The sequence below is a fragment of the Maribacter arcticus genome (assembly GCF_900167935.1).
GTDB lineage: Bacteria > Bacteroidota > Bacteroidia > Flavobacteriales > Flavobacteriaceae > Maribacter > Maribacter arcticus.
Genome location: NZ_FUYL01000002.1, coordinates 465,979 through 482,244, shown reverse-complemented (window position 1 = coordinate 482,244; position 16,266 = coordinate 465,979). Strand labels below are relative to the sequence as shown.

Here is a 16,266-nt window from a genome sequence, read left to right as displayed (position 1 = left end):
TTTGTTATAAAATCTATTTATGTATGACTAATCATTCATTGTAAACTAATATATATCATAACGTATGACTAGTCATACGTTATTTATACTGATTATGTTATTACTGTCATTTCCCAATATTAGTATTGGTAAAGGTGTTTACTATTAGCTTTCACTAAGATTACTAATCTCTTGCTCTTGCTCTTGCTTTTTCTTTAAATTTAATACCTTCATTAATTCCGAAGTAATTAAAACTTTCCGCTCTGTATAAAAGGTTTCAAAGTTGCTAAACTCCAGGCTAGTACTTGGTATAAAATTATCTTCTCTAAACTTTACAGGATCATTTACATTTTTATTCCCATCGAAACTTCCTTCGAACCAATCTTTAAATTGAGTCGCGTTTTTAGATGAATTTTCTCTGCCTTCCATTAATTGTAGGTTAGGAATGGTGTCCTTAAGAGATTGCCAATGTTGCCATTTATCTTCCGGAATTCCCACATCTCTTAGTTTAGCATCACTAAACCTTGAATGCGGATGGATATGATCTTGATGAAAATGGACTTGATTAAATCTTAAATGAGGATATAATAAAGCCAACACAAAAAAGGAATTCGCACTTTTTCTATAATTTAAAAACTCTTCAATATCTTCTTCTGTAATTTTTAGAGTTTTATTAGCCGGTAATTTTAAGTCTAAAAACACATCAAACGGAAATGTACTTTGTTTTAATTGGTATGTTTTTTCTTTTGAACTCTCTTTGTTTTCTTTATCTACAACCTCTTCTCTCAAGGCATTTCTAAAACTAGTAATTACTTGATCTCCTTGACCACCATAGACATTTTTTAACAAGGCATGTAACAGATACTTTTTAATCCCTTGTTTGGATGTTTCACTAGTGTTGCCACCTTTCATGAAATGATAAGCAATTACAATTACTGAGTTTTGAGACGTTAATACCGAACCACTAAAACCAAAAGACTCTAAAAGATTAACTGTTTTTTCTAATGCTGATTTAATATTTTCCCAATTATCTTTTACTAATTGTACATTTTTAGATTTAAACGAATTGACTTTAAATAGTACAGGAAGATCTGACAAGACCAGGCAGCTACGCATTAAAAAATCGTTATTAAACCAAAAGCCATCGCCTTTTGAGTTTAAGTCTTTTAAAAATGCTTCAATTTCATCACGACCATCTTCCCAAGTCGCTACAATGGTAGAAAACAATAAATCTGTTTTAGAGAGTATGGTACCACCACTATTTACACGAATAAAGATTTTTAAAATATCGTCTAAATCATCTTTGGTTACTTTAAAGTAATTAATCAATTCCTCTTCGCAAATGCGCTTGTGTAAATCGCGTAATCCTTTTTTAATTAATCGCTTTTTTTTATTGAATGCATTGGTTTGGTTTTCATGAACACATGCTAATTTCAACGCTTCGAAAATTTCGTCTATTTCCGGGTCGTCACTCCAACGTAATACGTCGCCTACTTTAAACCAAAAGCTTTTGTTCCAAATGCCTTCATTATTTTTACTTTTAATATGTTTAGCTTCTTCTTGTGTTAAAAACCTAAACTCAAAATCTATTTCGCGTTCAATATCAATATCACCTTCATTATTAATATAATATGGTAATGTTAGTAAGTTTAAATACAAAGCAGTTTCTGGATATGCGTAATCTTGTAAACTTCTATGGTATTTTAAGCGTTCTCTATGGGTGCCTTGTAAACCTAAATACATAGAGCTTAAACGTTGTTGCCCATCTAAAACTCCAATAATTTCTGGGTTTAAAAAACTACCTGTTTTACGCTCGTTATTAGGTTTGCGTTCGTCATATTTTCTTAAGAAATTATAAAACACATAGTCATAGGCTTTTTCCGATTTTAATTCCCAAAACAAAAAAGAACCAATAGGGAAGTTGCGCATTAAAGAATCGAACAAATACTCTATTTTATGGCGTGGCCATACAAATTTACGCTGTATGGCAGGTAAAAATGTTTTTTCAGACTCTATATCCTTAACCGCTTGTTTTATAGTTTTGCTGTGGTAACTCATTTATTCTTTTCGTTAGATATTAGCAACAGCTCCTTCAAATTTGGCATAGTTTACCGTTACACCGTCATCTAAATCTATTTCTATTTGTTGGTTGGCTAGTGTTTTTAAAACCTCGTTATAATCGCGACATTCTAACTCCCAATCACGTAAAAGTTCTAACTGTTTTTGTTGCTCTTTGTTTAAGCTGTCTTCGTCTTGGGTTAGCTTATTTATTTCGTTTTTAATATATTCTTGGTGTGGATATAAATAGTTACGTTGTATTTGTTGTACCGTATATTTATCCATACGGTGCATATACACCAATACTTTAAAAGCTGCTTGTTGTGGTTTTTTTACATTACTACTAAACAACCAATAAATAGGTTTCTTTTTATACATGCTGGTATGGTAGCCCCAGAATTTTTCTGTGAGCCATTTGTGCAGATCCATACCTAAAGCGTCTTGTAAAAAGTTGATGTTTTCTGTTAGTGCGTCTTCTCCCCAAATGGTTAAGAGCAAATCTTTGGTACGTGTTAAAGCATCATCTGGAAAGGCGCAATCTTCTCCCATAAGAGGTACAATACCATCATCGTCTATTGTTACTTTTCTTGAGATGGCTTCATTCTTGGCAATAACGGTATAAGGTGCTAATTCTTGCTCTGTTGGGTTTGGGTGTGCAATGCTAAGACATGGTTTATCTAAACGGTAACGTCCCATAAAAACACCCATAACATAATTTATAAATTGGCTTAATATCTCAGTTTTATCAATAGGTAAATTAACAGCTGCTGCACCTTTTTCTCTAAAAGTCAACTCTAAAGATTCTAAGTCTTTACCATTCAATTCTTCTTGTAAAATAGTAATATTTTTTAAAGCTACTTCTGGTGTAAGCTCGTTTTGTAAACCATAAATATCTATAAAAATACGGTTGAGTTCTTCTTCATTAGCATGCAGTTGAAAAAAGTCTTTGGTAACATTGTCTTGCCAGTTTTGGTAGGCTTGTGATAAGGTATTTGCATCGCTTACAAGAGGTGATTGTTTAAAATCCCAAGAAGTTTCTTTGGAATCCCAGTCTTTTTTTGATATTTCAATATTAATCTTTCCAAGTGTTTCTAAACTAGGGTTTTTAATAACTGGTATTTTTTCGATATCTGACTTCGTATAATTTATTGTAGGATTCAAAAGTTTTAAATATTTACCCACAACAATAGAATTGAGAAATGCTGTATTGACAATATCATTTTCAGTAAAAACTACTGGACCACCATTACCAAATAGCACACCATCTGGAACATATCTAAAGGAAGGAAGTGTAGAAGATATCATTGTCCATGTAATACCATTTTTAAAATAGTGATTTGATTCTCGAAGGCGGTGATCGTGACATTCATTTTTAATTTTAGAAGCATTATCTCCAATTAAAATAATATGTTCAAAGTTTCCATACCATTTTCTAAAATTACCTCCTCGAGTAATAGGAAACCAAAGCTGCGAGCTGGGTTTTATATCATTTGAATCCTTTGCTTTTGTATTAACATTATTAAAATCTACTTCATGCCAATATTTTATAAAAATTGAATCTCTTCCAGTTCTTACACCTGGACTTGAATCTGAAATTGATCCCAAATTTTCGTTTTTAAAACTTTGAATTAAATTTTCACTTACCCAATATGCAATAGGGCTTCCGGGTATTTTAGCAAAGTTAGTTTGTGTGATATTTGGATAAAACAATTTTTGTCCAATAGTTGTGCCTTCTTCTGGTATTTTTGTTATGCCTTTATCTCCTCTATATTGGTTAAAATTATATTTGTAATCTGTTTTACCATTACTGTATAGAAAGAGCTTTTCAATATCTTCATATAAAATATGTTGAAAATTACGCTCGTGCAATCTAAAATAACTACCAATAGCACTGTTACTTGCTGTTTTTTTCATCGCAAATGCCACAGAGCCAAAATCGATACCAAATATACCACGTCCCATGTGCAGTAAACTATCAAAGGTAAAAAGGTAAATGTAGCTTGTTCTTATTTTTTCAAAAGAAGATAAAAATAACCAAGACGGTAAATTTATTAATGCAAACCTAGAATCATCTGCTGTTAGATTTGGAATGACCTCCATAAAAATGGTCATTAAATCACTTTTAGTATCAGGATAGTGTTTGTTTACATAAGCCTTTAACTCGGCATTCATACTTTTTTGCCCCATGTATGGTGGGTTTGCCACTACTGCCTTGTATTGCTTTGCCAATACTAAAAAGACTTCTAAAAAGGGTTTTAATAAATTAAAAATGCTGGTTTCTTCAATATTGAGTTGTGCAGTCTGTTCTTTTAAAAGCCAGTTGTGGTAGGTTTCATTTATATGTGTATAAACCTCTGTACTAATGTTTAGTTTTATAGCAGAACCTAAATTTTTTCCTTGACGTAACAAGTTTATGCCATAAAAGAACTCACAGTAATCCCACGGTTTTTCTTTGTCTCCCCAAAATTGTTCTAGCTCTTGCGAGAAATCTACCGCAATGGCTTCGTTACCATGTAATTGTAAACGGTCTATAATAGCATCGTTGAGTATATCTCCTTTTTTGTATGTTATTTTATGTGTTTTGGATTTATTCTTTTTAGTTTCTTCCCATTCTATAGTTACTGGTTCTGCCAACTGCATACCTAATAAATCACTAAAGCTACTTTGTCTTTTGCTGTAATAGGTTGCCCAAGGTATCTTCTGGGAAACTGTAAATATGTGGAAGTATTGGATCTTCTAAAATAGAAGCGTCGTATTGTGCCGCTTTTAATAAGACTGCAAAACGAGAAAGTTGCATGGCACGATCGTCTATATCTAAACCATACAAATTATGACGTAGTATGTTTTGTACTGCTTGATTTGCGGTGTAACCTGCTTCGCGGTACATTTTCATGTAAAGGTCGAAACCGGTAACTAGAATGTGCCCGGAACCAGCTGCTGGATCAATTAGGGTTAGTTGGGTTAGGTCTTTTATGAGAGATTGCTTCGTTGCACTCGCAATGACGTTGTCATTTTCATTTTCTACGAGATACTTCATTTGATCTCGTAAATCGGAATCTGGTTCGTAGTCTAAGTAAATTTTACCAACGGTATTTTCTACCATGTATTTTACAATCCATTTGGGTGTAAAAATTTGGGTTGCTGCTGGAATGTCTTCAGCTCTGGCTTTTATATTCTTTTTAAACCCTTTAAAAACCTCATCTTTTTTATCGGAAATATAAAATTGGTACAACCAGCCAATGAGTTCTACTTCTTTATAGTCGGTTTCGCTGATAGCATCGCTATTAATCAAATCTAATAAGCCATCTATTTTTAAGCTGTTTTGCGGGAATAGGATTTCGGTATAATCGTCTATTCTACCAAAAATATCGTGTAATACGGTATTGGTATGGCATAAATTAGTAACGAGTAATGCAAAAGCTTCTTCGTCTTTATCTTCTTTTAAATACTCTATTAAGAGTTCTTTATCTGCATTATTGGTAATGTTATGTTCGCCACGTTTGGCATTTTGTACAATTAACGGTGTTCTAGAACCTTCTGTATATGCCAATTGTTTTGAAATATATCCATTAGTTTCTAGAATTTTAATGGCCATTAAACGGTTAAACCATGTGTAAGATGCTTCTTCCCGAACATCTTTAAAACTTTGTTTGTTTTTAAGTTTTAACTTTAATTTATTCCATTTTGTAGGTACATTGACATCTGTAAATGGTTGCCCCCTAAAAATATACCCCCCTTGTATAGTATTCAAGTTTTCGATATTTGTGCCATTTTCTTGAAAACTCCAATATTTTAAACGTTGAAATACGCCATCTAACAATAACAAGCGTGCTTCTCTAGCAAAAGATTTAATAGAATTTGTATTCATATTAGCTTACGTAAATTTTATTATTTTTAGCCAACTTCACCATTAAACGCTCTCTAAGTTTAGAAATATAAGCGTCTAATTGTTCTGCATTCTCAATTGTAGTTGGGGGCATTTCTGCTACTAGGGATACATCTATACTGGTTTTGTATTCTTTTCCTGTTTTTTGAGCATCTTCCTTCGCTTTATAATCTATTAAGATTCTAAAGTTTTCTGACCGGAAATCCGATGCCTTTAATTGATAAATTTCTAATTGTGATATCTCATGTTCTTTTTGTATTTTTTTAAGAACAAAATCATCACTGGCAGTTAGATTGGCTTCCTTGATTTCGAGTTCATTTCTTTTTAAATCAATTTCATTGAAAATTGCCTCATAGATTTTGATAACCTCGGTTTTTAAAAGTGCTATCCTCTCTTTTATAGCATCATATAGCTCTTTATAGCCTTTTTTCATTTGTGGAAACCTATCCCAAGGTTCTTGGTCATCTTTAACATAACCCATTAGCTGATCGGCTACTACTTGAGCCGTTTCGTCCAATGCCGTTAGATTGTTTTTATTATCTGCAATAAAACTTACCAGTTTATCATACGCCTTAAAGTTGTAATCAATAAATTCCTCTATATACTTGAACGTATCCCTTGACTCTTTTAATTGTTCTTTTTGAGCTATTACCTGTTCTACTACTTTTTCTGGATTTCGTTCATTGTACAAATCACTTAAGGATGTATGAAATCTTTTAAGGTGAATGGAAAATGGATACGTTTCGTATTCTTCCTTCATTCGGTTGATTGCCATTAATTGTGGCCCTAACTTCGTTTTAAAGGTAGTAACAGCCTCTTTAAAGTCTGTAGTGCCAGAGGGTACTATGGTTTCTGCAAAAATATCATCGTTCACCGTTTTTATAAAGTTGATTACCTCATCTTTAGAATGGATTTTCTCTTTATGGACAGTAACTGCGTCACGTTCACGGGAGTTTATGGATTTTTCGGCATAAAGTTCCAGGGTTATTTCTTCATTACGCCATTCGAATCGGCGGTGGCCTTTTTTAGCAATTTGCAATAAGACATCCAATGTAGAAATATCTTTCCAACCATAGGGAGCTTTCTCAAATTGTTTAACAATATCTCCAACTACCGGACTTTCTCCACTTAAATTTAATTTATTATTTACTTCTTCTTCTGCAGGTGTCAACTCATTGGTAGTTTGAGTTTGTCTGGACTTTGCATGTGCAAGTAGGTCGTTATTGGAGGAAGCATAGGCATTTGCCAAAGCATTCTTTCTATAAACAGCTTGCATATGATGCATCACCATTTCTTCAAACCTCGAAATTGGTGTATTTCCTTTTATGTCATTGGCTGGGATGACTTGATTACTGGAAATAAAAGCAGTTTCCATAAATTTTTTCTCGAAACGTAACTTAATTTCCTTAAGCAGTAGTTTATTGGTTTCCCTAAAGTTTCAGATCTTGATCCCGTAGCGGCTGAAAAATTGCGGCTAATAAATTTTTGAGTTCTCACATAGTCAGACACTTTTGTAGCAAGGTCCTTATCGTGCTTAAACCAATCGTGAATACCAACAATCATATCTTGAGAGGAAGTAGCATGAGCTAGGTGGTCAAGCTCAGTAGAGTCGTAAATAGAGAACTTAAGGTTGAAATCTCCTCTTGCCCCAATTTCTTTGTCATCTATTTTTAAGGCAATTTTGAAATTTCTATTTCCGTATGAGATATTTGGGTTTGGCTTAACAACTTTTTGTATAACATCGTCATAGAGATAGGTTAGACGATCCTCATTGGTAATAGGTGAGTTTTTAATTAATTGAGCCACTTCAATTTCGTCCTCTTTCAAAAAACGATATTTACCTTCCGCTACTTGTATGATATTTTTGGAAACCAAAACATTTAATACAGAATCAACTTTTTTCTGCATTTCCATTTTTGGAGTGTCCACGGCATCCATTATAAGCAATGCGATATTTTCAATAGTTGCCGGAAAATTAATGCTTTGCACATCACCTAAGTTTGATACCATAAACAATACATTGACAACTCGACGAGCAAAAGGATTGGTCTTGACATCTTCAATATGGTAAGCCTTATCTAAAATGCCTCTGGCATGGTGAGTAAGGTTCTTTTCTAACTGTTCGTTAAAAAAAAGATCAAATGGTACAAAATACCCAAGAGTTTCATCTTTACATAAGTTCGCCGTAAAGTGAGTGATTCCTAAAATAGCACGCTCCGTATTTTTAACCCCTTCACCCACGTAACCAACGTTGCTAAAAGATTCAAAAACATCAGAGACTAAACGAAATTGATATGGTACAAAAGGATAGGTAAGAATAAAATCTTCTTTATCTGAATAATTTTCATATAAATCATGGTCAAACACAAACTGGTTTTCTATGGCGCCTTTATAATCTTTGTAGTACTCATTTAAATAACCTATGCCTTCAGATTTTTTTGACAGAATCCTTTTTTTTGTAATGTAGGCTGCATCCTGGCTTTCTAACGAAATCACAGTTTCAAAACGACCTAAAATCTTACCAAAGTCTTCTCCTTTATTATCTGTGTTGTTGATTAAGTTCGACAAATCTTGTTGGGCAGTACAAACAATCCAAACCTGTGTTCCAATTTGTGTTCCTATCTCCTCTACAATAGTTTGCAAGTTTAATAATAAGGCTGTGTTAGAACCTATGTACTGAGAAACCTCATCCAACAAAAATAACAATCTATAATTCTCGTTTTTTGTTGAAAGGTATTCCTGAATTTCTTTAATGAAAGCCTCAATGGTATAATCTTGGTTTGTATCTAAAATACTCGCCTTTATAGATTCTTTATCAATATCTGCATCAAACTCCTTGGCAATTTCTATTACCTTGTCCAAGTACCTTCTGATAAAACGAATTTGATTTCCATCCCAATTTTCATTAAAAGAAGCTTTTATCTTTTCTTTGAAGGCTTGAAACTGTCCTTTTTCGTCTAAGGGTTTTTCTAGATATAATGCTAAAGCTATATTGGTATTGTTATAACCCCTAAATTCATTTAGTTTTTTGAAAAGTACTCGTGTAATCCTTTCCTTCTCATCTTTATTGTCGGCTACGGCATCAATATTGAACATGATTTCATCAATATCCAAACCATTTAAAGACCTTTTTAGACTCTCAACTTGTGCTAAGCTCGGTTCATCTAATGGGTCTAATAATTTTATTGAATCTTCAAATCGTTTAAGTGCCTGGTCCTTAAATTTCTTGTTAAGACAGTAGAATAAATATTTTATAAAGTGAGATTTACCACTGCCATAATACCCGCTAATCCAAACTCCTGTTTTACCTTCTTTTTTGCTTGCAACGGCGCTTAAGAATTTATACACATTTTTGGTGATGCCTTGAGTGAATTCATACTCATTAATTTCTTGATCAATGTAATATTCCTCCATCTCACTTACTACAACGGCAGGATTTATTCTTCTAGTAATATCTTTATCGTATAGCGTTTCAATGCTCATAGTCATATTATTTTATTATTCACCTAGTTGGTTGTTCAAATGATTTGCACGGTACAAATTATCATCATTTAGTTCATTAAATAAGCTATAGTTAGAATCTTCATACTTCCCCGGATAAAATACAATTACCTTAAATTCCTTGATAAGTCTTTCTGTTTTCTTTAAAAAATCTGAAGCTCTTAAATAGGGAAATACAGTTCCAAACCCATAAATTATTAGAAAAACTCTTTTCTCACTTTTATCTGTAAAGTGATTTTTTACCTTATTTTCGAAATGTGTGTAAAATCCTTCATCTACTTCATCTAGGACCCAATTAAGAGCATCTTGATAATCTTCCTTTTCTTTTTCTATGATTAAATCGAATATGGAAGAACCGGAGAAAGAATCAGCTTTCAAATAGGTGATAAGCTCTTCATAAATATTTATGACCAAACAATCTAAATAGTGGTTAGGCCTTTTTAATTTATTAATTAACTGAGCAATTTGTTCTCTAACCTCATACTCCAATTCAGGTTTATAGGTATAGATGTATGCCGGGAAAAATAAATTCCCTGTTCTTGGCTCCTGAAAACCTTTGTCACTGAGTAAATCGTAGATTTTATCTGCGCTATTCATTGCTTATGTAAGTTCTTTAAGTTCATGGTCTTTGAGAAATAACGTTTTTAAGAACCAAGTATCACCGTTTTTTAATATTGCTTTTAATACCGATTCATTGAAAACCTTCTTTTTTAATTGCCCTTTGTCAATCATACCTAATTGCTTTAACATTTTAAGGGCAACTTGACTAAGTTTATATCTTGAGATTTCCGAGAGTTTTAGTAGTTCATCATGTAAAGCCATTTTTTTGTAAAGGAAATTTTGGAAATCATCATTCGATATTTCTAAATCAATATTGTTCCATTTATACAACACTACCTCCAACATAAAATCTGCTAATAGGGCATATAATTTGCAAGCAGCATAGAATAAAATTAATTTTCGATTAGTCTCGTCATGAATTTTAAATAATTCTATTAATTCATAATCATTTAAAGCTTGTAATCTCTTCTCTAATTCTATTTTAATTCGTTTGCGCGACCCTTCAGAATTGATCGGTAAAATATCAGCATCTAAACCTTCCTTACCCAATAAAAATGCTTTAACGTCTTGTATTGAGTCAACTGCAAAAATCGCCTCTTTATATAATAGTGCGCCGCTTGTAAAACCAGTGGTGTATTTTTTAGTTTCGTAAGTCAATTTTCCTTTTTTAAGCTATTAAAGTTTGATTTTCGGGTTCAAGTTCAAGAGCACTTATATTCTGAATGGCATTTCCAGCTATACCCTTGATAGAGCCGTACATGTCCGTAGCTCCATCAATAATCATGTCTAACTGCTTTTCCCGTTCTTTCCATTGGCGTTTCATAGAACGCTTTTCTGTATCTATTTGATTACGCATATTAACGTAACCGTTAACAATAGCTTCCATTTGCTGCTTAAATTCATTACTTATTAAGTAATCGTATAACACCTGCATCTTTTCTCCTTTTCCCTCATTGGAGATTTTAATCTCGTTTACCCTCAACATCGTATGTCTTAGAACATGGGTTAGGGCCCCTACCTCTTCAAATTTACAAATCCATATTCCATCGCGTTTTCCAAAGCTGGTCATGTCTTTTGGCATTACTTCAGTAACAATAACCCCCTCATCTGCCTTATGTAAACGCATATCACCCTTTAATTTAGATATCCACTGGTCACTAAAAGTTTTAGTACGTTTAGATTCGAAAGCAATAATTCCTGCTTGTTTGCCATTTTGACTTTTAACAATCTGCATACAATCGGCTCCATTAACTCCTTTTTTTACTTCGATAATATCATCAATTGGAAAGGACTCCTGTAATAAACGCTCAATTTCTAACTCTAATATTTCTCCTTGCGATTGCATAGACCCTTGCTCTGCTTTTCGTTTCATGTCATCCATCTGACTTTTTAAGGTATTCACTAATTCATCGCGTTGTTTAATTTCTAAGTAATGCTTTTGCTGTTCAGCTTTTTGAACTTCTTCTTTTATTTTAATTTTTTCTTTTAGCATTTTTTCCTTGACTTCCAATTCCAATTGCTCTTCTCGCTCTTTTAACTTGTTTAGTTTTTCTTGAAAATCTAGCTTCTCCTTTCTAGCTTTTAAGAGCTCCTCTTTTTGTAATCTAATTGTTTCAGCATTCTTTTCATTAGCTATTTTATTTTCTTCTTCAAATTTTGATAAATGTAGTTTTAGCTGCTCTTCTACTTTTTTAGAAGCAAGCCTAGCTACTTCTTCTTTTTGATTTTCAGCTAATTTTTCTAATCTAATTTTTTCTAATTCAATAGTCTTACGCTTTTCCGTAAAAGATGTTTTTATTTCATCTAATTTTTCTTGATACTCCTTTTTAAACCTGTCTTCAATGTCATGACTTAAGGCATTTTCTATATCAAATTGGTGATTACATTCTGGGCATTGAATTTGTGAGACATTTTTCATAATACTATTATTTTTAAGATTATTTGACAAACATAAATCATATGTATGCAGTCTTTCTGCATTAGTCATACGCATTAAGGTTCTTTTGTAATCTACATTTAATAGTGTCTTGAAAATGGGTGGGGGAATAGACGATTATATCTTCACCAAAAGAAAGAATAAGTTTTTCCAATTCAAAGTTTGGAATGACATGTAATGTTATAAAAACAAAGTTTTCATCTCTCTGTTTTATTTTTTGAGATCCATGAAGTGGCTTGGTTTCTATATATGGCCATAATTTACTGTTAACTTTTAGTTCAATAATCTCTGGTTGACCTTCATTTAGCGTAACCCCTATAACATCTTCAAAGTACTCTTCAAAATCAATTTCAGTTTCTGAAAAAGGAATGTCAATTTCATTAACCATGTTAATTCTATCTAGTGGATAATTTGTTAATGATTCATAATTAGGATTTTGGCCAAAAAGAAACCATCGCGAATTAAATTGCTTAAGATGGTATGGAAAAAAGTTGGTGGTAAATTCCTGCTTGCCAAAAGGTTGGTAACTAATTTCTATACATTTCTTATGACTAATGGCATTAAAAATCGGGTTTAAAAATTCAAGCCCTTTTAAAAAAGGATTGTTTTCAAAAGCCATAATATGATTCTCCCTATCCTTTAAAAGAAAGGTTTGGTCTAACTTAGGTAATAATTCATTTACCCATTCGAACTGCGGCATCCCCTTAAAGCGAGTCAATACCATCATTGCCGATTTTAACTGTTCAGCTTCTAGTTCGTTGATAGGATTCTTAGTGATGGAGAAACTAGAATCCAAATATTTGTAAAATGTCCTTCTTCCTTCTTTTAACTTCTCTAATTCTATTGAATACCCTTGGCTAGATTCCATGAACCTAATATCTTCATATAACTGCCTTTTTTTTATACCAGTTGCACCTGGATTATACTCAAAAAGAGCCTCGTTACATATTTCCAATAATGCATTAATATCATAACGACGACCAGGGTTAGAGAAGCATCTGTCAAGTGCTTGGTATCGAATGAGAGCATTTTTATTTATTGGCATATTACCTATTTGTAACTAAATTAAAGAATATGTGCAGAATAACTACACATATAATTGCCTGTTTACGCTAATTTTTTTTCCGCTTAAATTATAAATAGCATTTACACTATTTATTAATATCAACTTCATGCAATTTAGATGCTTTTAATTGATTGCTTTTACGGGTTTCCGTAAGTGTTTTTTATAGGTTTTACTTACAAGGTAAATTAACGCTACATTTTTTGTGACTTCAAAATTTCAACGACTAGAATTTCAGGTTTTGGTGGGGTAAAAGGAATAGCGAAATTTAAAAAAAGCAGGGGAAAAGAAAATTCTTACCTACTTTTTAACGAATGAAAATTAAATCTAAACAGACTACTGGTATTTACCTTACGGAAACCCGTAACCACGGTAAGTAAATTGTGTTATAATAGGTTTAGACAACGTAGTGTCAGTTCGAGTGGCGTCCTGAAAGTGACGTTGTATCGAGAACGCTTTGGTAAACGTGAGCTTCTCGATACTAATTTTCTAGTCCCTCAAAAATTCACTCGAACTGACGGTTTTTGTTTCCTCCCCTTTAAAAAAACCATTTTATTCCCAGATGGCATCGTTTCTTCTTTTTTGCTAACTTCACGGAAACTAGATGATTATGGCTACGTATTCACTGAACATCAACGGAACCTCGCATGAGGTTGATGTGGCCCCGGGCACCTCTTTGCTCTGGGTGCTACGGGAACATCTGGGCCTCACCGGAACCAAATACGGCTGTGGTATTGCACAGTGCGGCACGTGTACCATCCATGTTGATGGCAATCCTGTGAGGGCCTGCATCCTTCAGGTAGATACGATGGCCAAGGGGCAACAGATCAAGACCATTGAAGGACTTTCGGAAAAGGGCGACCATCCGGTGCAACAGGCATGGATTACCGCACAGGCCCCCCAATGTGGCTACTGCCAGTCTGGTCAGATCATGCAAGCGGCTGCGCTGTTAGAAACAAATCCAAATCCCTCACGGGAAGAAATCAAAAGCTATATGAACGGCGTGCTGTGCCGTTGTGGCACCTATTTACGTATCCTAAAAGCCATTGAAATGGCCAAAGAACAAACCTCCAAAACCTCCTAAGGCCATGAAAAACACAAGCACCAAAACGATATCCCCCATGGGCCGCAGGCAGTTCTTAAAATCCTCAGGGGGCGTGGCCCTTTTTATTACGGCTTCCGGCCTTTTGCCCAATATACTGTCCTGTACCGACTCCAAAGGGGTTGAGCGCCAACTCACAAAACATGACGTCACCGCTTGGGTGCGCATTACCGAAGACGGCCAAATCACCATCTACAATCCCGCGGCCGAAATGGGCCAGGGATCTATGACGTCCCTGCCCTTGGTCTTTGCCGAAGAAATGGATGCGGACTGGTCTAAAGTGCATGTGGAATTTTCTCCACAGGAGGCGGACATCTATGGCTCCCCAGGCTGGCAACCCGGTACCAAGCTCATGTTCACCGTGGGCAGCCGTACCACCAATAGCTACTACTCCGTCATGCGAAAAGCAGGAGCACAGGCCCGTTATGTGCTATTGCATTCCGCAGCGGCCCATTGGCAGGTGCCCATTACTGAATTGAGTACGGGCCCAAGTGAGGTCATCCATGAAAAAAGCGATAAAAAAATAGGCTATGGCGCCTTGGTGGCCTATTTGGCCATGCCTGAAACCCTGCCCGATTTTAGCGAATCTGGATTAAAAGACCCCAAAGATTTTCGACTGATTGGCAGCCAGATTCCCCGAACGGAAATCCCCGAAAAAGTGGATGGCAGTGCCCTCTTTGCCATTGATCTTCGTTTGCCCGATATGGTCTATGGTGTTTTAGAACGGGGCGCCCTGCACGGAGCAACACCCACCTTAACCAATGAAGAAGACATCCTAGCCATGGAAGGAGTGCTTAAAGTGGTGCCCTTTGACTATGCCATTGGCGTGGTGGCCAACACCTTGGAGGCCGCCTTGAGCGCCAAAAAGGCCCTTGCTATCCAATGGGGCGATGCCCAGGCCAAGGGATTCAACTCTCAGGAGATCTACCCTACCTATGCTAAGATGGCCAGTGCCCCCGAAAAGGGTAAGACCGTTAACGAATTGGGTGATGTGGACCGTGCATGGCGCACGGCGGCCAAAACCTACGAGGCAGATTTTAAGAACGACTATGTGTACCATGCCCAAATGGAACCCCTCAATGCCATAGTGCAGGTGGCCCAAGATGGGCAGAGTGCCGAAGTCTGGGTGGGCAGCCAGCAAGGTCCGGATACCAAATTAGGTATTCCCGGTCTTTTGGGCATTCCCCATGAGGCGGTCAAGGTAAACCTCCAGTATTTGGGCGGCGGCTTTGGACGGCGGAGCATGAACGATTTTGTGGTGGAATGTGGCAGCTTGGCCCAGGCCATGGCACCACAACCGGTGAAATTGGTGTGGACACGCGAAGATGATGTAACCTATGGCTGCTTCAGACCCTTGACCCTGCAACGGCTAAAAGTAAGTACAGATGCCCAGGGTACCCTCACCGGTTTCTCCCATTGTGTGGTAGGCGATGGTGGTAATTTGGTGGCCAGTGGCGCAGGTAACGACCATTATGCGATACCCAACCAATGGGTAGAATGGCGCGAGGCCTCCCATGGCGTACGCCTAAAACACTGGCGTTCGGTAGGGCATGGGCCTAATAAATTTGCGATTGAGGCCATGTTAGACGAGGTGGCCCATAATCAAGGGGTAGACCCTATTGCCCTACGCAGAAAACTGATGGTCAACGCCACCAGGGCCTTGGCAACACTGGAAAAGGTGGCCGAAATCTCGGATTGGAACGCCCCATTACCCGAAGGCCGCGCCAAGGGGGTTGCCTTTGTGGAGCATGGTTCGTTGGGTACGGGCGTGTGTGAAATTTCGGTAGACCGCACCTCGGGTACGATCAAGGTGCACCGTTTTTGGATCGCTTTAGATGCCGGGGTCGTCATACAACCGGATAATGTAAAAGCCCAAATGGAAGGTGGGGTTATTATGGGTATAAGCTCGGTGCTCAAAGAACAGATTACGGTGGTGAATGGCCAGGTACAACAACGCAATTATAATGACTACCAACTGCTGCGTATGCAAGAGGTACCCGATAGTATTGAAACGGTGATCCTCTCATCTGCGGAGCATCCGGAAGGCGTGGGTGAAACCGCTACCCCCATGGTGGCGGGGGCCATTGCCAATGCCTTTTTACGGTTAACGGGCAAACGGCTACGGCACCTGCCCTTTACCCCAGAACGGGTTTTGGCCGTTTTGAACAGTTAAGGTATTT

The 16,266-nt window shown here is 36.1% G+C and carries 11 protein-coding genes; 2 read left to right on the top strand and 9 right to left on the bottom strand.

Annotated elements, in window-relative coordinates:
- Positions 1–144: 144 nt before the first annotated feature.
- Genes B5X55_RS05005 through B5X55_RS04965 form a run of 9 tightly spaced genes read right to left on the bottom strand, consistent with a single transcriptional unit; the run spans position 145 to position 12,966 of the window.
- The gene (locus B5X55_RS05005; RefSeq protein ID WP_079511501.1) at positions 145–2,037 is read right to left on the bottom strand and encodes a DUF262 domain-containing protein; all 1,893 of its coding nucleotides are present in this window, start codon (positions 2,035–2,037) and stop codon (positions 145–147) included.
- A 12-nt stretch (positions 2,038–2,049) separates the two neighbouring features.
- A complete protein-coding gene (gene pglX / locus B5X55_RS05000) occupies positions 2,050–4,677 on the bottom strand; it encodes a BREX-1 system adenine-specific DNA-methyltransferase PglX (protein WP_079511500.1) in 2,628 nt (875 codons plus the stop codon).
- 19 nt (positions 4,678–4,696) lie between these two features.
- A complete protein-coding gene (locus B5X55_RS04995; protein WP_079511499.1) occupies positions 4,697–5,905 on the bottom strand; it encodes a DNA methyltransferase in 1,209 nt (402 codons plus the stop codon).
- 1 nt (position 5,906) lies between these two features.
- Entirely contained in the window at positions 5,907–7,298 is a 1,392-nt protein-coding gene (locus B5X55_RS04990) for a hypothetical protein (RefSeq protein WP_079511498.1), read from the bottom strand.
- Positions 7,247–9,406, bottom strand: coding sequence for a BREX system P-loop protein BrxC (gene brxC, locus B5X55_RS04985; RefSeq protein WP_159447525.1), 2,160 nt, complete (start codon positions 9,404–9,406; stop codon positions 7,247–7,249). The genes B5X55_RS04990 and brxC overlap by 52 nt, the downstream gene beginning before the upstream one ends.
- A 15-nt stretch (positions 9,407–9,421) precedes the next feature.
- Entirely contained in the window at positions 9,422–10,021 is a 600-nt protein-coding gene (locus B5X55_RS04980) for a BREX protein BrxB domain-containing protein (RefSeq protein ID WP_079511496.1), read from the bottom strand.
- Between the two features lie 3 nt (positions 10,022–10,024).
- Complete coding sequence (locus B5X55_RS04975) at positions 10,025–10,642, bottom strand: BrxA family protein (protein ID WP_079511495.1); 618 nt, start codon at positions 10,640–10,642, stop codon at positions 10,025–10,027.
- Positions 10,643–10,652: 10 nt separating this feature from the next.
- Positions 10,653–11,933: a DUF2130 domain-containing protein gene (locus B5X55_RS04970; RefSeq protein ID WP_234999669.1), complete on the bottom strand. Its 1,281-nt coding sequence runs from the start codon at positions 11,931–11,933 to the stop codon at positions 10,653–10,655.
- Between the two features lie 31 nt (positions 11,934–11,964).
- Complete coding sequence (locus tag B5X55_RS04965; protein WP_079511493.1) at positions 11,965–12,966, bottom strand: helix-turn-helix transcriptional regulator; 1,002 nt, start codon at positions 12,964–12,966, stop codon at positions 11,965–11,967.
- A gap of 628 nt (positions 12,967–13,594) precedes the next feature.
- On the opposite strand from B5X55_RS04965, the gene B5X55_RS04960 reads away from it, so the two are divergent.
- Together B5X55_RS04960 and B5X55_RS04955 are read left to right on the top strand one after the other, a co-directional pair.
- Positions 13,595–14,068 carry a (2Fe-2S)-binding protein gene (locus tag B5X55_RS04960; protein WP_079511603.1) on the top strand — a complete coding sequence of 158 codons (474 nt, stop codon included), beginning with the start codon at positions 13,595–13,597 and terminating at the stop codon, positions 14,066–14,068.
- Positions 14,069–14,072: 4 nt separating this feature from the next.
- Positions 14,073–16,259, top strand: a complete 2,187-nt coding sequence (locus tag B5X55_RS04955) for a xanthine dehydrogenase family protein molybdopterin-binding subunit (protein WP_079511602.1) — start codon at positions 14,073–14,075, stop codon at positions 16,257–16,259.
- The last annotated feature ends 7 nt before the right edge of the window (positions 16,260–16,266 follow it).